Annotated in this window: 21 protein-coding genes; 14 read left to right on the forward strand and 7 right to left on the reverse strand. The window is 62.5% G+C overall.

The window, feature by feature from the left end; translation table 11 throughout:
- Positions 1 to 23: 23 nt before the first annotated feature.
- Together HMPREF1316_RS05520 and HMPREF1316_RS05525 are read right to left on the reverse strand one after the other, a co-directional pair.
- Positions 24 to 4,730: a 2-hydroxyacyl-CoA dehydratase gene (locus tag HMPREF1316_RS05520; RefSeq protein ID WP_021726009.1), complete on the reverse strand. Its 4,707-nt coding sequence runs from the start codon at positions 4,728 to 4,730 to the stop codon at positions 24 to 26.
- Positions 4,723 to 5,442 carry a TetR/AcrR family transcriptional regulator gene (locus tag HMPREF1316_RS05525; RefSeq protein WP_156901015.1) on the reverse strand — a complete coding sequence of 240 codons (720 nt, stop codon included), beginning with the start codon at positions 5,440 to 5,442 and terminating at the stop codon, positions 4,723 to 4,725. The genes HMPREF1316_RS05520 and HMPREF1316_RS05525 overlap by 8 nt, the downstream gene beginning before the upstream one ends.
- 454 nt (positions 5,443 to 5,896) lie before the next feature.
- Here HMPREF1316_RS05525 and HMPREF1316_RS14425 point away from each other — a divergent pair, with 454 nt between their 5' ends.
- From HMPREF1316_RS14425 to HMPREF1316_RS05560, 8 genes are all read left to right on the forward strand, one after another.
- Complete coding sequence (locus tag HMPREF1316_RS14425; RefSeq protein ID WP_198009598.1) at positions 5,897 to 6,091, forward strand: hypothetical protein; 195 nt, start codon at positions 5,897 to 5,899, stop codon at positions 6,089 to 6,091.
- The gene (locus tag HMPREF1316_RS14865) at positions 6,091 to 6,216 is read left to right on the forward strand and encodes a hypothetical protein (RefSeq protein WP_269594311.1); all 126 of its coding nucleotides are present in this window, start codon (positions 6,091 to 6,093) and stop codon (positions 6,214 to 6,216) included. Before HMPREF1316_RS14425 ends, HMPREF1316_RS14865 begins: the two co-directional genes overlap by 1 nt.
- A 211-nt stretch (positions 6,217 to 6,427) precedes the next feature.
- Entirely contained in the window at positions 6,428 to 6,637 is a 210-nt protein-coding gene (locus tag HMPREF1316_RS14050; RefSeq protein ID WP_156901013.1) for a hypothetical protein, read from the forward strand.
- 218 nt (positions 6,638 to 6,855) lie between these two features.
- Complete coding sequence (locus HMPREF1316_RS05540) at positions 6,856 to 7,164, forward strand: hypothetical protein (RefSeq protein ID WP_021725982.1); 309 nt, start codon at positions 6,856 to 6,858, stop codon at positions 7,162 to 7,164.
- Positions 7,154 to 8,833, forward strand: coding sequence for a hypothetical protein (locus HMPREF1316_RS05545; protein WP_021725990.1), 1,680 nt, complete (start codon positions 7,154 to 7,156; stop codon positions 8,831 to 8,833). The genes HMPREF1316_RS05540 and HMPREF1316_RS05545 overlap by 11 nt, the downstream gene beginning before the upstream one ends.
- Positions 8,830 to 9,606: a hypothetical protein gene (locus HMPREF1316_RS05550; RefSeq protein WP_021725981.1), complete on the forward strand. Its 777-nt coding sequence runs from the start codon at positions 8,830 to 8,832 to the stop codon at positions 9,604 to 9,606. The genes HMPREF1316_RS05545 and HMPREF1316_RS05550 overlap by 4 nt, the downstream gene beginning before the upstream one ends.
- Positions 9,603 to 10,376: a hypothetical protein gene (locus tag HMPREF1316_RS05555; RefSeq protein ID WP_021725985.1), complete on the forward strand. Its 774-nt coding sequence runs from the start codon at positions 9,603 to 9,605 to the stop codon at positions 10,374 to 10,376. Before HMPREF1316_RS05550 ends, HMPREF1316_RS05555 begins: the two co-directional genes overlap by 4 nt.
- Entirely contained in the window at positions 10,373 to 11,131 is a 759-nt protein-coding gene (locus HMPREF1316_RS05560) for a hypothetical protein (RefSeq protein ID WP_021725983.1), read from the forward strand. Before HMPREF1316_RS05555 ends, HMPREF1316_RS05560 begins: the two co-directional genes overlap by 4 nt.
- A gap of 79 nt (positions 11,132 to 11,210) precedes the next feature.
- Here HMPREF1316_RS05560 and HMPREF1316_RS05565 read toward each other — a convergent pair whose 3' ends face one another.
- From HMPREF1316_RS05565 to HMPREF1316_RS14870, 5 genes are read right to left on the reverse strand one after another with little or no spacing between them, the layout of a single operon-like run.
- The gene (locus HMPREF1316_RS05565; protein ID WP_021726007.1) at positions 11,211 to 11,483 is read right to left on the reverse strand and encodes a GNAT family N-acetyltransferase; all 273 of its coding nucleotides are present in this window, start codon (positions 11,481 to 11,483) and stop codon (positions 11,211 to 11,213) included.
- Positions 11,484 to 11,503: 20 nt separating this feature from the next.
- Positions 11,504 to 11,665 (reverse strand): hypothetical protein, encoded by a 162-nt coding sequence (locus tag HMPREF1316_RS14710; RefSeq protein ID WP_232204447.1) that lies wholly within the window; start codon positions 11,663 to 11,665, stop codon positions 11,504 to 11,506.
- On the reverse strand, positions 11,637 to 12,218 hold the full coding sequence (locus HMPREF1316_RS14715; RefSeq protein WP_021725949.1) for an SNF2-related protein: 582 nt from the start codon (positions 12,216 to 12,218) through the stop codon (positions 11,637 to 11,639). The genes HMPREF1316_RS14710 and HMPREF1316_RS14715 overlap by 29 nt, the downstream gene beginning before the upstream one ends.
- Positions 12,158 to 12,532 (reverse strand): SNF2 helicase associated domain-containing protein, encoded by a 375-nt coding sequence (locus HMPREF1316_RS14720; protein WP_232204449.1) that lies wholly within the window; start codon positions 12,530 to 12,532, stop codon positions 12,158 to 12,160. Before HMPREF1316_RS14720 ends, HMPREF1316_RS14715 begins: the two co-directional genes overlap by 61 nt.
- Positions 12,525 to 12,653, reverse strand: a complete 129-nt coding sequence (locus tag HMPREF1316_RS14870; RefSeq protein ID WP_269594316.1) for a hypothetical protein — start codon at positions 12,651 to 12,653, stop codon at positions 12,525 to 12,527. The genes HMPREF1316_RS14720 and HMPREF1316_RS14870 overlap by 8 nt, the downstream gene beginning before the upstream one ends.
- Positions 12,654 to 13,048: 395 nt before the next feature.
- Here HMPREF1316_RS14870 and HMPREF1316_RS05580 point away from each other — a divergent pair, with 395 nt between their 5' ends.
- From HMPREF1316_RS05580 to HMPREF1316_RS05600, 6 genes are all read left to right on the forward strand, one after another.
- The gene (locus tag HMPREF1316_RS05580; RefSeq protein WP_021725971.1) at positions 13,049 to 13,741 is read left to right on the forward strand and encodes an iron-sulfur cluster assembly scaffold protein; all 693 of its coding nucleotides are present in this window, start codon (positions 13,049 to 13,051) and stop codon (positions 13,739 to 13,741) included.
- 18 nt (positions 13,742 to 13,759) lie between these two features.
- The gene (locus tag HMPREF1316_RS05585; RefSeq protein ID WP_021725947.1) at positions 13,760 to 14,764 is read left to right on the forward strand and encodes a GGGtGRT protein; all 1,005 of its coding nucleotides are present in this window, start codon (positions 13,760 to 13,762) and stop codon (positions 14,762 to 14,764) included.
- 314 nt (positions 14,765 to 15,078) lie between these two features.
- Positions 15,079 to 15,396, forward strand: a complete 318-nt coding sequence (locus HMPREF1316_RS15035) for a lactococcin 972 family bacteriocin (protein ID WP_084620869.1) — start codon at positions 15,079 to 15,081, stop codon at positions 15,394 to 15,396.
- A 75-nt stretch (positions 15,397 to 15,471) separates the two neighbouring features.
- Positions 15,472 to 17,481, forward strand: a complete 2,010-nt coding sequence (locus HMPREF1316_RS05590) for a hypothetical protein (RefSeq protein ID WP_021725948.1) — start codon at positions 15,472 to 15,474, stop codon at positions 17,479 to 17,481.
- Positions 17,482 to 18,135 carry an ABC transporter ATP-binding protein gene (locus HMPREF1316_RS05595; protein WP_021726008.1) on the forward strand — a complete coding sequence of 218 codons (654 nt, stop codon included), beginning with the start codon at positions 17,482 to 17,484 and terminating at the stop codon, positions 18,133 to 18,135.
- Positions 18,132 to 19,442 carry a radical SAM/SPASM domain-containing protein gene (locus tag HMPREF1316_RS05600; protein WP_084620864.1) on the forward strand — a complete coding sequence of 437 codons (1,311 nt, stop codon included), beginning with the start codon at positions 18,132 to 18,134 and terminating at the stop codon, positions 19,440 to 19,442. The genes HMPREF1316_RS05595 and HMPREF1316_RS05600 overlap by 4 nt, the downstream gene beginning before the upstream one ends.
- Positions 19,443 to 19,494: the final 52 nt, after the last annotated feature.

Here is a 19,494-nt window from a genome sequence, read left to right on the forward strand (position 1 = left end):
CCCTCATGGCTGATGCCATCCGCCTACCTCACGCCAGCCTTCTGCTTGGCACGCTCGATGGTGGCCAGCTGCTCGGGCGAGAGGCGGATGCCATGCACGTGGGCGCCGGCCTCGCGCTCGTTGACCTCGGTGTCACCAAAGGTGCCGTGACGGCGCGTCTCATCCACGTAGGGTGCGACCACGTGCGTGGTGGGATCGTCGGGGTTCTCGATCGTGAAGGCACCACCCTCGCGGTAGTTCTCCTTGGCCACCGAGATCATGAGCTTGATGCGGTTGAGCTGGTTGACCTCGGAGGCGCCGGGGTCGTAGTCCACAGCCACGATGTTGCTCTCGGGGTGCATCTGGCGCAGGCGCTTGATCACCGACTTGCCCACCACGTGGTTGGGCAGGCAGGCGAACGGCGAGGCGCACACGATGTTGGGTGTGCCGTGCTCGATGAGGTCCACCATCTCGGCCGTGAGCAGCCAGCCCTCGCCCATGGTGTTGCAGAGCGAGAGGATCCGCTTGGCCTTGTCGGCCAGCTCGAAGATGTCCTCGTAGGGCTGGAAGCGCTTGGACTTGGCCAGCATCCTGTCGAGCGGGCTGCGCAGGGCGTTGATCATCTGGATGCCTGCGTTGTGCGTGAGGCGGCTCGTCGCCTTGGTGCCCAGCTCGCCCGCGGTGTTGATGGCGTTGGACATGCCAAAGAGGAAGAAGTCCACCAGGCCCGGCACGTCGGCCTCGCAGCCCTCGCCCTCGATGACCTCGACCACCTGGTTGTTGGCGGTGGGGTGAAACTTGACCAGGATCTCGCCGACCACGCCCACACGCGGCTTGCTGCGGTCGTTCGTGAGCGGCAGGGCGTCAAAGCGCTCGATGGTGTCCTGGCAGAGCTGGTAGAAGCTCTTGCGGTCAGTGCGCGGGATGAGCGTCTTGGCACGGCTCATGAGCGAGCGGTACAGGCGGTTTGCGGAGCCCCGCTCGGTCTCGTACGGGCGCGTACGGTACAGCAGCTGCATGATGAGGTCGCCATAGAGCAGCGCATACACGGCCCTCACGATGAGGCTGGGCTTGAACAGGTTGAAGCCGGGAGCCTTCTCATCCAGGCCGCTGGCAGCCGTGAGGGAGATCACGGGGATGTCCGGATGACCGGAGTCCTTGAGCGCCTTGCGGATGAGGGCGATGTAGTTGGTGGCCCGGCAGCCACCGCCGGTCTGCGTGATCATGACGGCCGTGCGGCTGAGGTCATACCTGCCGGAGAGCACCGCCTCCATGATCTGGCCCGTGACCAGGATGGACGGGTAGCAGATGTCGTTGTTGACATACTTGAGGCCCGTGTCCACAGCCTTGTGGTCCACGGAGGGCAGGAGCACCACGTTGTAGCCCTCGGCATGCAGCAGCTCCTCCACGATCTCGAAGTGGATGGGCGCCATCTGCGGCGCAAGGATGGTGTAGCCCTGGGCCTGCATGTCCTTGGTGTAGTTGTGCTTCTCGAAGGCGGCGCTCTTGGCCTCGCGGTACACCGGGGTATGGCGCGAGAGGTCGGTCTGGCGGGCATGCTCGAGCGAGCCATCGGCCATGTGTACGCCCACGGGCGCCACCTCACTGACGATGCCGGCCGCCGTCTCGCGTTCCAGCTCGGCCTGCCGCTCCTTGAGGGCAGCCATGAGCGAGCGCACGCGGATGCGGGCGGCGCCTAGGTTGGACACCTCGTCGATCTTGAGCACGGTGTAGATCTTGCCGGAGGCCTCGAGGATCTCCTGCACCTGGTCGGTCGTGAGGGCGTCGAGCCCGCAGCCAAAGCTCTGCAGCTGGATGAGGTCGAGGTCGTTGCGGGTGGCCACGAAGCGGGCGGCGCGATACAGGCGGCTGTGGTACATCCACTGGTCCACGACGCGGATGGGACGCTCGGGCAGCATCTTGTGCGCCACGGAGTCCTCCGTGAGCACGGCGAGGCCAAAGCCGTGGAGCATCTCGGGGATGGCGTGGTTGATCTCGCCGTCATTGTGGTAGGGACGCCCCGCCAGCACGATGCCGTGGGCACCGTTGTCCTCGATCCACTCGAGGGTCTCGTCGCCCTTGCGGTGCATGGCATCCTTGAAGGCGAGGTCCTCCTCCCAGGCGGCGTTGACGGCCTCGTCGATCTCCCTGCGCGTGATGGGCTTGCCGCGGAAACGGCCCCTGCCCGCCTTGGCGTCCTCGGCGCGCTGCACGGCCACGACCTCGTACAGGCGACGCTTGAGCTGCCTCTTGTTGTCGTAGGGGATGAACGGGTCGAGGTACTCCACGTCGGGTGCCGAGAGCTCGTCCACGTTGAGCTCGAGCGACTGTGGGTAGCTCATCACGATGGGGCAGTTGTAGTGGTTGGTGGCCGAGTCATCCTCCTGGCGCTCCCAGCGGATGCAAGGCATCCAGATGAAGTCCGGGTCCTTCTCGAGCAGGTTCATGATGTGCCCATGGCTGAGCTTGGCCGGGTAGCACACCGACTCGGACGGCATGGACTCGATGCCCGCCTCGTACGTCGCCTTGGTGGTGCGGTCGGACAGGATGACCGAGAAGCCCAGCTTGGTGAAGAACGTGTGCCAGAAGGGATAGTTCTCGTACATGTTGAGGGCGCGCGGGATGCCCACGGTGCCACGGGGCGCCTTGTCGGCAGGCAGGCTCTCGCGGTCGAAGAGCAGGCGGTTCTTGAACTCGAAGAGGTTGGGTGCCTTGGACTGCTCGCGCTTGGGCTTGCCGGAGCCCTTCTCGCAGCGGTTGCCCGTGATGAAGCGACGACCGTTGCCAAAGCTGTTGATGGTGAGCTGGCAGTTGTTGGCGCAGCGCCCGCAGTGCGACTGCGTGCGCCTGACCTTGAGGTTGTCGATCTCCTCGCGGGAGAGCAGCTCGGAGGTGCCTGAGGCGCCCGCACGGTCGCGGGCGAGCAGGGCCGCGCCATAGGCGCCCATGACGCCGGCGATGTCCGGACGGATGACGTCGCGGCCGGTCAAGAGCTCGAAGGCGCGCAGCGTGGCGTCGCTCATGAACGTGCCTCCCTGCACGACGACATACGTGCCGATCTGGTCGTAGTCGCGCAGCTTGATGACCTTGAACAGCGCGTTCTTGATGACGGAATACGAGAGGCCCGCGGCTACGTCGCCGATGGTCGCCCCCTCCTTCTGGGCCTGCTTGACGCGGGAGTTCATGAACACGGTGCAGCGGCTGCCCAGGTCGATGGGACTCTCGCCACGCACGGCCGCCTGCGCGAACTCCTGTACGGTCATGCCCATTGAGTCGGCGAAGTTGGCGATGAAGGAGCCGCAGCCGGCGGAGCAGGCCTCGTTGAGCATGATGTGCTCGATGACACCGCCCCTCACCTGCAGGCACTTCATGTCCTGTCCACCGATGTCCAGGATGAACTCCACGTCGGGCACGAAGGCCTTGGCACCCCGCAGGTGGGCCACGGTCTCGATCTCGCCGGAGTCGGCGCGCAGGGCCTCGATGAGGATGCCCTCGCCGTAGCCGGTGGTGGTCACGTGGCCGATGGTGCAGCCCTCGGGCAGGTGGTCGTAGATGTCGTCCATGATCCTGCGCGCGGTGCCCAGGATGTCGCCGTTGTTGTTGTCGTACCAGGTGTAGAGGAGCTGCCCCGACTTCCCCACCACGGCGGCCTTCATCGTGGTGGAGCCAGCGTCGATGCCGATGAACACGCGGCCGTGGTAGGCCTCGAGCTGCCCCTTGGGAACCACCTGCCGATCGTGGCGACGCTTGAACTCCTGATAGTCCTCCTCGGTGGCAAAGAGCGCGTCGAGACGCGCGACCTCGGAGCCCTGGGTGTCCTTGAGGTTGGAGAGCGCATCGATGACCTGCTGGAACGTGACGTGCCTGTCGGACTCGCCGGCAAGGGCGGCCCCGGTGGCCACGAAGAGGTGGGCGTTCTCGGGGATCACGCGATGCTCCTCGTCGAGCTTGAGCGTCTCGTAGAAGCGGTGGCGCAGCTCGGAGAGGTACTGGAGCGGGCCACCGAGGAAGGCCACGTAGCCACGGATGGGATGGCCGCAGGCAAGGCCGGAGACCGTCTGGTTGGCCACGGCCTGGAAGATGGAGGCCGCCACGTCTGCGGGGGCGGCACCCTCGTTGAGCAAGGGCTGCACGTCCGACTTGGCGAACACGCCACAGCGTGACGCGATGGGATAGATGTGCGTGGCCTCCTTTGCCAGTTCGTTGAGGCCGGAGGCGTCCGTCTTCATGAGGGAGGCCATCTGGTCGATGAAGGCGCCCGTGCCGCCGGCACAGGTGCCGTTCATGCGCTGCTCGATGCCACGGTCGAAGTAGATGATCTTGGCGTCCTCGCCACCCAGCTCGATGGCGCAGTCCGTCTGGGGGATGAGCGTCTCCACGGCGCGCTTGGAGGCGATGACCTCCTGCACGAACTCGAGGTCGAGCCACTTGGCAAGCAGCATGCCGCCCGAGCCCGTGATGGAGACGCGCATGGACGGGTCGCCGATGACCGACTGGGCACGGCGGAAGAGCTCGCAGGCCGTGGCCTTGACATCGGTGTGGTGGCGCTCGTAGCTGGCATACACGAGGTGGTTGCCCTCATCGATGACGGCAAGCTTGACGGTGGTGGAGCCCACGTCGATGCCCAGGCGCAGCCGGGCGTGGGAGAGGTCCACCGTATGGGCCGGGTAGAGCTCCGCGCCAATCTGCCTGAGCTCGATGGGACGGCCCACTGCGGCCTGTGCCCGGTTGGACGATGCGTGGTTAGTCATCGGTGCTCTCCCCCTTGGTCGCATGCGTGGCGGGCTCGAGCAGCCCAAGCGCGATGCTCGGAATGTCAAAGTGCATGGTGCGGCCATACAGGTCGCCAGGGCGCACGAACATGAGCGATGTCATGATGCGCGCCATCATGGAGACCGACTCGTGCATGCCGCTGGTGAGCCAGCGCACCAGCACGCTGACCTCGGCGCCAATGGCAAACGTCAGGTAGTAGTCGAAGATGGGACCCAAAAGGTCCAGATTGAGGCCCTCCGCCGCGCGCGTGGCCACCACGTCGCGCACCATACGCTCGATGCGGCCCACGAACGCCGGGTCGCCCCCCTCGCCCAGAAGCGCGGAGAGATAGTCGCCATGTCTCTTGAAGTACGCGAGCAGCTCCTTGGAGCCGGGGCAGGGCGCAAAGTCATCCAGCGCCTCCTGGAGCACGTCCAGGTTGACGACGGTGATGTTGCCCACGAGCCCCTTGAGGTCGCGGATGGTGTCCTCCTCGATCTGGTTCACGAGATCGGCGATGTCGCGGAAGTGCGAATAGAACGTGCGGCGCGTCACGCCGGCACGGTCCGTGACGGCCGTGACGGTCACCTGCGAGAGGTCACCCGTCTCCTTGATCTCGGCCGCAAGGGCGTCGCGCAGGGCACGACGCGTGCGCAGGGTGCGCCGGTCGGTGGTGGCACGCGTCCCGCCCGGAGGCGTAGGCTTTTCCATAAGAGCAGGTCGCATATGATGGTGCTCCCATTTCTTCTCACTGTGTGCAGTACGTTACAGCATGAGTAGTATTGCACAATGTGCGCAAGAACACATGCCACATGCCTCCCCGCACGGAAGCGACACAGTTGCACACCGGACGACCGGCATGCATGCCTAGGTGTGCGTGGGCAGCTCACCGGCCCTCATCAGCGGCGACGACCCCTACGCACCGTCTCGGACATGAGCGCGTGGCAGGGGGCACGGGAGAGACCATGACCATCCTCCATGCGTTCACCGACGTCGCGCCGGGGCAGACCATACGTCTCATCACCATGGTAGACCCCAGCCCGGCAATCCATCAAGCTCACCGTGGGGCTCACCGCTCCCGAACAGGGCACCATGCCTATCGAGGACGTCTTCACAGGCAGCTTGCAGGGGATGCGCGCCTTCTCGCTGGACTGCTGGGCGCTGGATGACTGCGATCTCACCTGTGTCCTCGCCCAACAAGATCCGTCGACAGCGCCACGACCTCAAGCACGTGCTTGCGACCATCGACGCCTACGAGCGAGCGGGGGGCCACGAGGCGGTGCGTCGTTTCGTGGAGGAGCAGACCGCCAGTCAGACGCAGACGAGACGCTCAGGATGGCCGCCGACGCGCGACAGGTGATGCCCGGCGTCACCCTCAAGTTTCCCGAGGGCACCAGGCACATCCACGTGCGGCGCGGTGACATCGCCCACGTGTACCGCCTATGGCAGCAGTGGGGCTTCCAACTTGCTAAGGCGTGCGGCTAGCGTGACCGCGCCCTTGCGTCGTCGAGTCGTTCGCAAATTATCAGGCTTCGCTCATGTCTGTAGATGCATCAACGATATATCTACCTGCAGGTCTATAAAACCGCTACGCTAAAAAATGCGAACGACTAGGGGGCACACTGCCGCGATCGTCATGGCCGGGAGATGACTCGATGCCGAGCCGCTCGTGTCACCCATGGCATGACCTCAGGGCATGGCGATACTCCTCATCAGCCTGGTCACGCTGACGCTCGAGATCCCTCCGCTCGCGCGCAAGCTCGCCATGGCATTCGCCAAGCCGCATGGTCGCCTCGCCCTGCGCGCACGCGAGCTCCTCTGCGGCAAAGGCAGCCTGACGCGCGACGCACGGCACCGTACCGAGCATGTCATCGACCATGGCACGGCAGCGGCCAACATCCCATAGGAACCCCTCTTCCACCTGATCGAGACGTCGCTCGCGCACCCTCAGCGCATCCTCACGGCACTCGAGGCTCTCACACTGCCTGTGATAACGGCGCACCGCCTCGTCTTCCAGACGCCACAGCCCATACATGGAACCCCCAGCAAATCTAACCGCTTTCTCTGAAGATTGTTTATATAATACGGTAAAGAAGAGCAAGCCCTTACGTCAAAGAGGGTCCCATGGCAGGCGTAGAGATTCGTTCCAACCTCGCGGCGGTGGGCGAGCAGGCGTCAACGCTTGAGGCCACCGTCTCTGCCTGCAGCGAGATCTCCTTCCAGCAGCTGGCAGGGGCGACGAGCGGCATCGCCGGCAGCGACGCTCACGACCAGGTCGCATCATCCTTCGCGGCCAACCTGAGGGCATGGAATGGGCTCGTCCGTACCGACGCCGCGGCGATTCGCTTGGCGGGATCGTCCCTCGCGAGTGCTGACGACGGGGCCGCTCGCGCGCTGTCTGCACACGAGAGAGGGGGTGTACATGAGGGTTGAGAAGGCTCGGCTGCTTGAGCTGCTTCACGCCGAGAACGAGCAAATCGAGGGTGCGCTGCCCGCCTACCAACGACAGGCCACGGCCCTGCAGGCAACGCTCGACGATGCCTCGCTGAACGGCAAGTCGTACGATACGCTACGCGAGCGTATCCAGGAGACGCATGCGCCGCGCGCGAGGGCGCAGCTCGCCTCCCTCAAGGCGCTCGCGGATGGCAATGGGCGCAATGCGGACGCGGTATCCACACTCCCCGAGACCTCACCCGGCGTCGCCGACACCGCCGAGGCACAACAACGGATCGACGAGCTCGAGCGCATGAACGCGGATCTCCAGAGCCAGCTCGAGGCGGCGCAGGGAACGGACGCCGAGAATGTGATTGCCAGCCCCTGTCAGCGGGCCATGGGCGCGAATGCCTCCATGATCGCAGCCCTGCACGACGCCATTGCGCAGATAGAGGCATACGCCGCCGCTTCAGCTGGCTTCTACCAGGACGCCCAGGATGAGGTTGAGGGGCTCTCCCAGGTGGGCATAGGTACGTATCATATGGCCGAGCAGTCCGAGATGCTTGTCGATGACGCGTACGTAGAGCAGAGGCTCGGCGTATCGAAGCAGGACTTCGTCAAGATGCAGATGGAGCAGTACGGTTTCGACGAGGAGACGGCCGAGACCATGTGGGAGATATACAAGGCCCTCTACAGGAAGTACCCCAAGGCAAGCCAGGAGCAGATCGACTGGATGTGGCTGAGGATCATGTCGCAGCCAGACTACAATGGCTTTTCGTGGCGCAACGTCTGCGGAAACCCCATCGGTGCAGACGGGCAGAGGTTCTATGAGGACTACAACGCGGACGACAACGAGTACGTAATCAAGTACCTGGGCATCGATGCAGAGGCGTGGGCCAAGCTCAAGTTCGCAATCGCAATGCAGCACTTTGTCTCCAGTAACTATGGAAAGAAGAAACTAACTGATCTCGATGACCCCGACAGGAAACGCATCGAGCAGCTCTACAAAGAGGCCTATGGGAAGGATGATTTCGAAAATCGCTTTGGCGACTATATACAACGGTATGGCGACGATGCCAATAACGGCCATGCTTATGCCGATTTCTCCCACCAGTGTGTCACCGCAGCAACTATGTACAGGGACGACATGCAGGCTGACATGGGCTTCTCAGAAGGCGCCGACGAGCGCAAGGCCTTTGCGGGATGGATGGGCGACTGCGTGCTAGTGAGCGAAAAGGGCCACACCACCCTCGGCCCCGATGACTACAAGGCAGACCTCGATGCCGATAGCATATCTCGCAGGGCCCGCGGGGAGGGAAAATCCTATCAACAGGCAGCCAAGGAATACTACGGCGACATAGCCTCGGGAGCCACGAACCGCGCCGACGAATTCACGGGCAATCACGGCGGCTACGACAACGTGGTCAACCAGGTATTCATGACCCTGGCCTACCCCGACGATCTCGCAACCCTCTTCAAGGAGCAGGTCGTGCTGCGAGTCGAAACTAACCCATATAGTGATTCATCACGCATGCAACAGCTCGAATCCCTCGGCACGGAGGAGAAAGAGCAGAAAATCGGTGAGGACTACCAAGTACGGGATACCAAGGTCTTCCTCGACGGGCTCAAGAATCACCAGAACGAGATTCCCCGGGAGCCCGAGCAGTGACCCGCCGCGGGCGCATCCTCGTCGCGCTGGCCGCCGTCGCCCTGGCGGCCTACGCGGCCCTGGGCGCGGCGGCGACCGTGCACCACGAGCGGTCGATACGCAACGTCTTCGACGAGATGGCGCTCGAGGGCCCCATGACGAAGCCGCAACTCCCGTTCCCCTGGATCCGGGGGACCATGGGCTTCCCGCCCGACTTCAGGTGGGAGCCCGGCACCGGGGACAAGTGGGTGCCCGAGCCCGAGGTGAGGTCGGAGACCTTCGCCTACGCGGGCGACCTCGGCAGGCCCTGGGACGGGATGGAGTGCCCCCATGCTACCTTTCCGGTCAGCGGCGCCTTCGTCAGCGTCAGGAGCGACGGCATCGTCACGGGGGGTTGCAACACGGAAGACGGCATGACGGAGGGTGGGCTGGCCTTCACGGCACGCTTCTACTGGTCCTATGACCCCGCAACCCGCACGCTCTCGTGGGAGCAGTACCTCACGACCTATGAGCCCGACAAGATAGACCGCAGCAAGAGCTCGGAGTACAACGGGCAGTTCTACCACAGCCTCGCCCGCGAGGAGTGGCTCGCCGCCACCGGCGTGGACGGCGCCAGGCTCGACGCGTGGGCCGACCGCGCCCTCGGGCTCGGCATCAGGGGCTGGCTCTCGCAGAACGCCGGGCGCACGCGCTTCTCCGCGGCCGACCTCGGCGACTTCAACCTCGCGGAGGACAACAGGGAGCGCCTGCAGGCCTTCCTCGACTCGCTGGGGGACGAGGGGCCCGAGCAGTGACCCGCCGACGTCGCGCCCTCCTCGCGGCGATCGCCGTCGCCCTGGCGGCCTACGCGGCCCTGGGGGCGGCGGCGACCGTGCGCCACGAGCGGTCGATACGCAACGTCTTCGACGAGATGGCGCTCGAGGGCCCCATGGCGAAGCCGCAACTCCCGTTCCCCTGGATCCGGGGGACCATGGGCTTCCCGGAGGAGCTCAGGTACACGCCCGACCCGAGCTACGACAAGTGGAGCGCGCCGCCCATCACCGACATGCATTACACCTACACGGGCGACCTCGGCGAGCCCTGGGACGGGATGGAGTACACCAGCGGCAGCATGGGCGGCGGGAACAGTTATGCGTCCATCGCCGTGTGGGACGACGGCAGGGTCGAGGCGGAGTGCGGCACGGGGGACAGCATGACTGAAGGTGGGCTGGCCTTCACGGCACGCTTCTACTGGTCCTACGATCCCGTGACCCGTACGCTCTCGTGGGGGCAGCACCTCACGACCTGGGAGCCCAACAAGGTCGATCGTCACTACGGCTGGGACTACAACAAGCAGTTCTACCACAGCCTCGCCCGCGAGGAGTGGCTGGCGGCCACCGGCGTGGACGGCGCCAGGCTCGACGCGTGGGTGGACCGCACCCTCGGCCTCGGCATACGCGGGTGGCTCGCCCAGAACGCCGGGCGCACGCGCTTCTCCGCGGCCGACCTGGGGGACCTCAACCTCGCGGGCGACGACGTCGGGCGCCTGCGGTCCCTCCTCGGCTCGCTGGGGGAGGCGCAGTGATCCGCCGCGGGCGCGCCCTCCTCGCGGCGATCGCCGTCGCCCTGGCGGCCTACGCGGCCCTGGGCGCGGCGGCGACCGTGCGCCACGAGCGGTCGATCCACAACGTCTTCGACGAGATGGCGCTCGAGGGCCCCATGGCGAAGCCGCAACTCCCGTTCCCCTGGATCCGGGGGACCATGTCCTTCCCGCCGGAGCTCAGGTACGCGCCCGACCCGAGCTACGACAAGTGGAGCGCGCCGCCCATCACCGACATGCAGTACACCTACACGGGCGACCTCGGCGAGCCCTGGGACGGGATGGAGCGCTCCAGCGGCGATCGCAGCTACGCGTCCATTGATATCATGGATGACGGCGTGACGGCGAGGTGCAGCACGAGAGACGGCGTGACGGCCGACGGCCTCGCCTTCTCGGCGGAGTTCAGCTGGTCCTACGACCCCGCGACCCACACGCTCTCATGGGAGCAGTACTTCGTCACCTGGGAGCCCGCCAAGGAGGATGACTCCCGTGGCTGGGACTACAACAGGCAGTTCTACCACAGCCTCGCCCGCGAGGAGTGGCTGGCGGCCACCGGCGTGGACGGCGCCAGGCTCGACGCGTGGGTGGACCGCACCCTCGGCCTCGGCATACGCGGGTGGCTCGCCCAGAACGCCGGGCGCACGCGCTTCTCCGCGGCCGACCTCGGCGACTTCAACCTCGCGGGCGACGACGTCGGGCGCCTGCGGTCCCTCCTCGGCTCGCTGGGAGAGACGATATAGCAGCCACCCCGCTCCCGAGCCATGCATGGTGAGCAACACGGCACCTACTCGGGAGACCCGTCTCCGGGGTGCCTCCGCCTCAGGCGAGCACGTCGGCGAACTCGGGATGCCTGGCAAACCACCGCTGAGCGTAGCTGCAGCTCAGCTGGGCGCGCAGCCCCCGTTCGCGCAGCCTGTTCGCCAGCTCGAGCGTCAGCCTGTCCGCGATGCCCTGCCCGCGCCCCGCAGGCTCGACAAAGGTGTGCGTCACGTCCACCACACCGGGCCTCATCTGTTCGAACTCAACATATCCCAACTGCGTCCCCTCGTCACCCACGCAGACGATCCGCCTGTCCGTCGTCTCAAACCTCATGCCCAGTTCCTCCTACCATCTCACTCGCCCAACAGCTCGATGAGGTCCTCGCGCCTGAGGCTGGCCAGGCTCAGGCCGCCGCCCTCGCCCACCACCTGGTTAGCGAGGCCACTCTTGGCCTCCTGCAGCGCCAGTATGCGCTCCTCGATCGTGTCATGGGCGATGACCTTGTACACCGTCACGTCGCGCACCTGACCGATGCGATGGGCGCGATCCATGTCCTGGTTCTGTGCGGCCACGTTCCACCATGTTCTCGGGCAGGTCGGCGAGCACGTCCGTCTTGAGGCGGCGAAGGATGAAGGGGCCCACCGCACTCCGCAGGTGCGTCGCCACGTCGTGGTCGCCCACCGCGATGGGCTGATCATAGCGCTCATGGAAGCGCTCGTAGCCACCCAGCAGTCCCGGCATCAGGAAGTCGAAGATGTTCCAGAGCTCGGAGAGGCGATTCTCGATGGACGTGCCCGTGAGCGCCAGACGGTGCCGGGCGTCCAACGCCTTCACGGCACGGGCGGCCAGCGTTTCGTGATTCTTGATGCACTGCACCTCGTCGAGCGCCACGAGCCACAACGGACGTCCCGCCCATCTGCGCACGTCATGCCTAAACAGGTCATACGAGGTCACATAGACCTCATGGCGCTCGCCGCGAACCTGCCGTCGCTGCGCGGTGGTGCCCGTCACCACGGCAACGTCCAGCTCGGGTGCGAACTTCCCAAACTCCGCCTGCCAGTTGTACACCAGCGAGGCGGGGCGCGCAGCTCGTCCTGTAGCAGGTCATCCGCCAAGATCGAGAGGTCGATGAGGCCGGCATGCAGCGAGACCCCCACCCGCATACGGAGCGTGGAGGCGTGCGACAGGCGCGCAAACGCGTCGGTGGCATACACCGTGCCCATGCGCGCGAACTCCGCCGTGCCCTCAAACACCAGCCGCGCGATCGCATCCGCATCACGCTGCGAGATCACGGCACGCCGCGTGGAGGACGTGCTCCTCGCCAACGGGGCATAGCGCTCCACCAGCCGGCGTGCCGCAGATTCGGCGCGTAGGTCACGCATGGGATCGATCGCCCCACACCTCGCGCGCAAGCACGTGCCACGACCACTCGCCGTAGGAGGCCACCTCGTCAATGGTGATGCGCGTCTGGTAGAAGTCCTCGTCCACTCGAGGAGTCCACATGGACAGAGAGACGTGTGAGGGATCCGTCGTAGGCGATGCGCCGACTCCAGATGCGTCCCTCGCGCCATGCGATGACCTGGCCACGACCCAGCACCGCCGGCCGCGTGGCGCGCTCGAGTGCCATCTCGCTGATCATGGGAGCTCGCCTCACCTTCGACGCCTTCGCTGGGCCTGCGCCGCTCGTTTCCGTAAGGGACAGTATATCGCGCCACTTGGGATGCAAGACACGCCGTGTGTGCCGTTCGCCCACTAGCACAAATATCGGCAAGTGGGCGCCCCCTAGCCTGCTAAGTGGCATAAAATGAGGGTTGCTGGTGGCATGAATCAGCAACACCGTAAACGCGCGCCCACGGAAAGGGACCTGGGTGCCAAGAACAGTGGTGGAGAGGAGAATCATGCAGTATTCCGCAGAAGTGGAGAAGATGTGCCCCGTCGCCAAGGGCGCATACCACGGACCTGCACCCATTCCCGAGGAGGGCAAGTGGGTCCAGGCGAAGGAGATCTCTGACATCTCCGGCTACACGCATGGCGTGGGCTGGTGCGCTCCCCAGCAGGGCGCCTGCAAGCTCAGCCTCAACGTCAAGCAGGGCGTGATCGAGGAGTGCCTCGTCGAGACCATCGGCTGCTCGGGCATGACCCACTCCGCCGCCATGGCCGCCGAGATCCTCCCCGGCAAGACCATCCTCGAGGCCCTCAACACCGACCTCGTGTGCGATGCCATCAACGTCGCCATGCGCGAGCTCTTCCTGCAGATCGTGTACGGCCGCACCCAGACCGCGTTCTCCGAGGACGGCCTGCCTGTGGGCACCGGCCTCGACGACCTCGGCAAGGGCCTGCGCTCCATGGTGGGCACCACCTATGGCACCAAGGCCAAGGGCGCCCGCTACCTCGAGCTCACGCAGGGCTACATCACCCACCTCGCCCTCAACGACAAGGACGAGATCATCGGCTTCGAGTTCCTCAACCTGGGCAAGTTCACCGACGCCATCAAGAAGGGCGTCGACCCCAAGGAGGCCCTCGGGGACGCCATGGGCAAGTATGGCCAGTGGGACAATCCCGCCAAGGTCATCGATCCCCGTACCGAGTAGAGAAAGGAGCTGATACGAGTGGCAGTTACGTTCGAAGGCTATGAGCGCCGCATCGACAAGATCAACAAGGCCTGTGAGCAGTACGGCATCGCCGATCTCGAGGATGCCCTCAAGATCTGCACCGATCTCGGCTTCAACCCGTACGACATCACCACGGGCATCCAGTCCATCGCGTTCGAGAACGCAAAGTGGGCCTACACCCTGGGCTGCGCCATCGCAGTGAAGAAGGGCTGCAAGACCGCATCCGAGGCCGCAGCCGCCATCGGCGAGGGCCTGCAGGCCTTCTGCGTCCCCGGCTCCGTCGCCGAGGACCGCAAGGTGGGTCTGGGCCACGGCAACCTGGGCGCCATGCTGCTGGGCGAGGACACCGAGTGCTTCGCGTTTTTGGCCGGCCACGAGTCCTTCGCCGCCGCAGAGGGCGCCATCGGCATCGCCAACAACGCCAACAAGGCCCGCAAGAAGCCCCTGCGCGTCATCCTGAACGGACTCGGCAAGGACGCCGCCCAGATCATCGCCCGCATCAACGGCTTCACCTATGTGAAGACGCAGTTCGACTACTTCACGAGCGAGCTCAAGGTCGTGGAGACCATCCCGTACTCCGACGGCCCGCGCGCCAAGGTCAACTGCTACGGCGCCGATGACGTCCGCGAGGGCGTGGCCATCATGTGGCACGAGAACGTGGACATCTCCATCACCGGCAACTCCACCAACCCCACGCGCTTCCAGCACCCCGTGGCGGGCACCTACTTCAAGGAGCGCGTCCTGGCTGGCAAGAAGTACTTTTCCGTGGCCTCCGGTGGTGGCACCGGCCGCACCCTGCACCCGGACAACATGGCCGCCGGCCCCGCCTCCTACGGCATGACCGACACCATGGGCCGCATGCACTCCAGCGCCCAGTTCGCAGGCTCCTCCTCCGTCCCCGCGCACGTGGACATGATGGGCCTCATCGGCATGGGCAACAACCCCATGGTCGGCTGCACCGTCGCATGCGCCGTCGCCGTGGAGGAGGCCCTGGACAGGTAGGCCTTCGTAGCCAAAGCACGCATGCACCGGGCCGTCACCCACAGGTGGCGGCCCGGTTTTGTCGTTCATAGCGGTGATGACTTACTAGCGCCCAAGAACCTGCTAAGTGGCTTTTCCACAGGGCACCTATCTGCAATCTGCTGATCAGCCACTCACCTCCAGTTTATTACCGTTTAAGATTACACTCTTTACATCATATTATTTATCTATAACTTTAAATTAAGGTTACTTTCTGATGAAAGAAGTCCATCATGTTGTCATTAAAAAGATTTCTGCGTAGCGCCTCGGTAGCTGCGGTCACGGGTGCCCTCTTAATGACACCGGTTTCTGCCTTTGCCGCAACGCCATCCACAGATCAAACAACTGTGCAAGAGCATGGCACCGTAGTGGACTTGGTAGTGCCAGGCAGGCATGTCCAATACCCCTCTGAAGGTGGCACATGGGAGTATGGGTTCTGGAATGCCATGTTCCGTTCGTACTACACAGTGGGACGCTGCCACGGTAGCACTGCCATCGCAAACGGCCGTACAATGAGGAGTATTGACACAGCGGCTGGACGCAGGTCAATTGCCGAGATACATGGGCTCAATGGTCCCATGACATCAGCTCAATACTACTATCGGGTCTGCTAGCAGCTCCACCCATCCTACCAGCACGAGGGCCAGGACAAAGACCCTGGCCCTCGTTAATGTGTCAGGAGAGCATCCATGCGTAAGCTATTCGTCCTCTCCGCATTCCTTGCAGCGGCGATTTCCACGTTCGTGGTATTTCAAACCATGCAGACCATCCAATATGACTATCCTCTTGGAACGGACGATAGCTTCGAACTGTTGGTCGGCGAATCGACCGTCCCAAAGGATCAGCTGATAGATGGTCTCATACAGGCTGTCAACAAACGTGGGGGGTGCCTCGTCAAGCCCTCCACCTCAGCAGAGACATATGGATCTCAGAGGGATCTCATCTATTTCTCATCAGTTCAGCCATCGAGTTCATCGCCCGTCATCGGAAGTGACGGCTCCATCAGCTGGCTGACACCCGGCATGGGCGGCAAGCTCCTGCCTGCCCACACCATGGGAGATTCACCTCTGGCGGGAACATACATGCTCAAGTCCGATCAATCCCTGCATGAGGCACTCGACCAATGGGCCAACGAAAATGGTGTGACGATAACCTGGTATGGGCAGAAGCCTCTACGAGACGAAGTGCTTTCCATCGTCGTTAGCGGGGGTATGATCATACCGTGGCTCAGCACGCAACTACTCGTACTGACGCTTGCGATGACGTGGATCACTTTGCGGTTGCACACACGGGCCATACAGCTGCTGGGTGGTGTAACCAGCGCCCAAATCCATCGGGAGACGCTTGGTATACTTGCCAGGTTGTTGGCCATAGGAGGAACCCTCGGGATAGCGCTGTCAGGAGTACTCGTCACTGTGGTACTGGGGCCTGCCAATGTCCTTCTTGTCTTGCCCCCCACGACAATCCTATGCCTGTTGAGCTTCGCATGTCTACTTGTGCTGACCTACCTCCTGTCGGTCATGGTAGGAACGGGCATGGAGTCCTTGCGGTTCCGTCGACCCGTAGTAGGCAAGATTCTCCCACTCTGTCGCACCATCTCGGCGGTTGCGCTTGTCCTGTCTATGCAAACGATCCCGCCTGCCATAAGTCTTGCGCAAAGAGCCTGGAAGAGCTATACGCAGAGCAGCATAGCCAGGTGCTTTGGTGACACTATCGCTGTCTCCCTGAACAACTTTGACTATCTGGATACCGAGGAAGGCGCGCAGGAGGCACAGCGCGTCATGCATGGTCTTTCCCAAAAGGGCTGCATCGTCACGTCGCTTGTCATCGATTCTGAATTCGAAATCAGTAATGATGAACGCGGTGGATACTCACAACTTGTCATTGTCGATCCAAGCTATCTGCACCTCATAGGCATCACGTTACCAACGGAGTCAGGAGAGTCCGTGCTTACAGAGGTTTCCTTCGATTCCTTGCCAAGCGCGACCAAGGACTTGCTGCAAGAAAGCCTTTCATTGTGGATGGGGGGAGAAATGGCTTTTAAGGAGACATTCTCCTTCTACGAGTATCACGGTGACGGTCTCATAGCGTTAGGACAAAACGCAAGCTACAACAGCGCCTTTACGACCTGCAAAAACCCACTGGTAATCGTCATGAACGTACCCGTCGATAAGATGAGCATGACCGGCTTTGTCGTGCCCTTCATCTCCACGGGCAACATTATGTTCACTGACCCCGAAAGCACAAAGGAGGCATTTGCTGCCTCGCCAATCTATCCATATATAGCATCCTTTGATCGTGTGGCCGATGTCACCCTCACGACTAGCCAAGACCTTCTGGCCAATGTCCTTCTATACCTTGCCATCACGTCCGTATCGCTACTGTCTATCTGTGCGTGCGCCCTGCAGTGCGCAAGTTCGTGGGCCATCGCACATGAGGAAGAGGTATTTCTCGCACACACAGCTGGACTTGGGTATCGAGGCATCTATGCACCCCGCATGAGAAGTGACCTTGCCTTTTCCATGATTCCGTTAGTGATAGGTGCAGGTATATGTATCTTCGTCTCGCCATACAGTACTCCTTTGGTCGTCATGCTTGGAGCCATCGTCGTTGAGACATGCTTCGCGCTTTTCTCCACGCTTACCTACACCATTGCCTGTCGCAAGACCTTTACGGCACATATACTAAGGGAGGGTTAAATGTCTACAGTCTCCTGTACGAATCTTGGAATAGAGTTGGCAAAGCGCACCATATTCCAAGGAGTGTCTCTTACCTGCGGGCCAGGGAGCGTCACCACCCTCACGGGACCCAGCGGCTGTGGAAAGAGCACGCTGCTCAATGCACTTGGCCTGCTCCTGGTACCCTCACAGGGTGATGTGCTCGTCGACGGAGAGAGCACCAAGCTCTGGGGTGATAAGAGGCGGGTGCAATACTGGCACGACCATGCAGCCTTCATCTACCAGAATTTTGGCACGGTCGAGGATGAGACGCTCTCATTCAATATCGTGTTAAACAAGGCCAAGCAGCGGACATACTCCCATCAGGTCAATGCAGCGCTCAAGCATGTCGGACTCGGTGGCCGAGCAAAGGAGTTAGCCTCTGTGCTGTCAGGTGGTGAGAAGCAACGGCTCGGCTTTGCACGTGCCATGTTCAAGCATGCCGATGTACTCTACGCCGACGAGCCGACAGCATCACTCGACAGGGCAAACAGACAGATGGTCATAGATCTCCTGCGGCAGAGGGCTAGCCAAGGCATGACAGTCATCGTCGCGACTCACGATGATGCCCTGGCCAGCATCGCAGATGCAAACTTCACGCTCCCCTACCGCCATGAGGGCCAACATTTCGCATGAGCGAGTGTGAGCCCCCTCAAGCTAGGCTCACAGAAGGGCAGATGGTTTTGAAACTTTCAACTCAGACAGTCTGTTTTTCCATTCATGGGATTCCAGTGGTGGGTAACCTGAAGACAGGTAGTGTCATCGGTCTCACGGCAGAGGGGCGGGATACGTGCGCGCTCATGGCGAAACGCAATGTACCCTATGAGGAGCTACCATTGAGCTGCAAAGAGCTTGCGGAGCACCTTAGGGATGGAGGATACCTTGAGGAAGGCGCCGCCACGGCCTCGGAGATTCCGCCCATCCAGTCGGCCTACCTCCATGTCACACAGCGCTGCAACCTCTCCTGCAGATTCTGTTACTCAAAGAGGTCGGACAGGAATGTCCTACCTGACCCTCCCTTGGAAGGGCTCTATGCCGCAATTGACTTTCTCGCCACACTCGGCGTGAGACACCTCGTCATCTCTGGCGGAGAACCCTTCCTTAGACCTGGTCTCCAAGAGATTGTCAGTCATGCGAAGTCATCAAATATTAAGAACGTCATCATCCTAACGAACGGGCTCTTGATCAACCCATCGGTTGTACGGCCACTGGCCAAGCTGGTTGATTGTATAGCTGTTGCCTTCGATGGCATCTCCGCAGAGTCAGAGGCATTCCTCCGGAACAGACAACACTTCTCATCCCTTGCCCAGGCGATACGAACAATCCAGCAGGAGGACATAGAGGCACGGATCCTGCCAACCATACATGGGAGAAACGTCGATGACATAGAGCACTACGAAAGGCTCGCTAAGGAGCTGGGGGCAACAGTAAGCTACAGCCTGCTCCTCGCCTCCCCTCAAGACGGCGGCGCATTCATGCTATCTGACGCCCAACTTGCCCGACTTGGAGAGCTCTCTTCACAAGGCGCATTTTCCTACAGCAGCGACGCATACACATCGGAAGCCGTAGCTCTCTCCGTCCGGCATTTCTGTGGCGCCGGCACGAGAACCCTAAGCATCGCTGCAGACGGCAGTATCTATCCCTGCCACATGCTGCATGACGAACGTTTCTGCATGGGCAATGCCTTCACCGATACACCGGAGAGCGTCATGGGGGGCAAGGTTGCACAAGACTTCCGCCAGCTTGATGTGCGGCACCTTGGCCGATGCAAAACATGTGAGACAAAATATCTCTGTGGCGGCGGTTGTCGTGCACGAGCGCTCCTGCACGAAAAGAGTATCATCGGGCATGACCCATACTGTAGGCTCTACCACACCTATTACCGATGTCTGGGAAGACAGTTGGCAAGCTATCTTGGAAAGGAAGACAAAGATGCTGTTTGAATCAATGAACTGTGCGTGCTGTCTCCACATAGGCAGGTTTCATATTGGCTAT

Origin of the sequence: Olsenella profusa F0195 (genome assembly GCF_000468755.1) — a bacterium.
GTDB lineage: Bacteria > Actinomycetota > Coriobacteriia > Coriobacteriales > Atopobiaceae > Olsenella_F > Olsenella_F profusa.

What these genes read in the sequence shown, in the direction of transcription:
- HMPREF1316_RS05520 (WP_021726009.1), bottom strand. Translation starts at nt 4,730, where the DNA reads ATGACTAACCACGCATCGTCCAACCGGGCACAGGCCGCAGTGGGCCGT.
- HMPREF1316_RS05525 (WP_156901015.1), bottom strand. Translation starts at nt 5,442, where the DNA reads ATGGAAAAGCCTACGCCTCCGGGCGGGACGCGTGCCACCACCGACCGG.
- HMPREF1316_RS14425 (WP_198009598.1), top strand. Translation starts at nt 5,897, where the DNA reads ATGACTGCGATCTCACCTGTGTCCTCGCCCAACAAGATCCGTCGACAG.
- HMPREF1316_RS14865 (WP_269594311.1), top strand. Translation starts at nt 6,091, where the DNA reads ATGCCCGGCGTCACCCTCAAGTTTCCCGAGGGCACCAGGCACATCCAC.
- HMPREF1316_RS14050 (WP_156901013.1), top strand. Translation starts at nt 6,428, where the DNA reads ATGGCGATACTCCTCATCAGCCTGGTCACGCTGACGCTCGAGATCCCT.
- HMPREF1316_RS05540 (WP_021725982.1), top strand. Translation starts at nt 6,856, where the DNA reads ATGGCAGGCGTAGAGATTCGTTCCAACCTCGCGGCGGTGGGCGAGCAG.
- HMPREF1316_RS05545 (WP_021725990.1), top strand. Translation starts at nt 7,154, where the DNA reads ATGAGGGTTGAGAAGGCTCGGCTGCTTGAGCTGCTTCACGCCGAGAAC.
- HMPREF1316_RS05565 (WP_021726007.1), bottom strand. Translation starts at nt 11,483, where the DNA reads ATGAGGTTTGAGACGACGGACAGGCGGATCGTCTGCGTGGGTGACGAG.
- HMPREF1316_RS14720 (WP_232204449.1), bottom strand. Translation starts at nt 12,532, where the DNA reads ATGCGTGACCTACGCGCCGAATCTGCGGCACGCCGGCTGGTGGAGCGC.
- HMPREF1316_RS14870 (WP_269594316.1), bottom strand. Translation starts at nt 12,653, where the DNA reads ATGTGGACTCCTCGAGTGGACGAGGACTTCTACCAGACGCGCATCACC.
- HMPREF1316_RS05580 (WP_021725971.1), top strand. Translation starts at nt 13,049, where the DNA reads ATGCAGTATTCCGCAGAAGTGGAGAAGATGTGCCCCGTCGCCAAGGGC.
- HMPREF1316_RS15035 (WP_084620869.1), top strand. Translation starts at nt 15,079, where the DNA reads ATGACACCGGTTTCTGCCTTTGCCGCAACGCCATCCACAGATCAAACA.
- HMPREF1316_RS05590 (WP_021725948.1), top strand. Translation starts at nt 15,472, where the DNA reads ATGCGTAAGCTATTCGTCCTCTCCGCATTCCTTGCAGCGGCGATTTCC.
- HMPREF1316_RS05595 (WP_021726008.1), top strand. Translation starts at nt 17,482, where the DNA reads ATGTCTACAGTCTCCTGTACGAATCTTGGAATAGAGTTGGCAAAGCGC.
- HMPREF1316_RS05600 (WP_084620864.1), top strand. Translation starts at nt 18,132, where the DNA reads ATGAGCGAGTGTGAGCCCCCTCAAGCTAGGCTCACAGAAGGGCAGATG.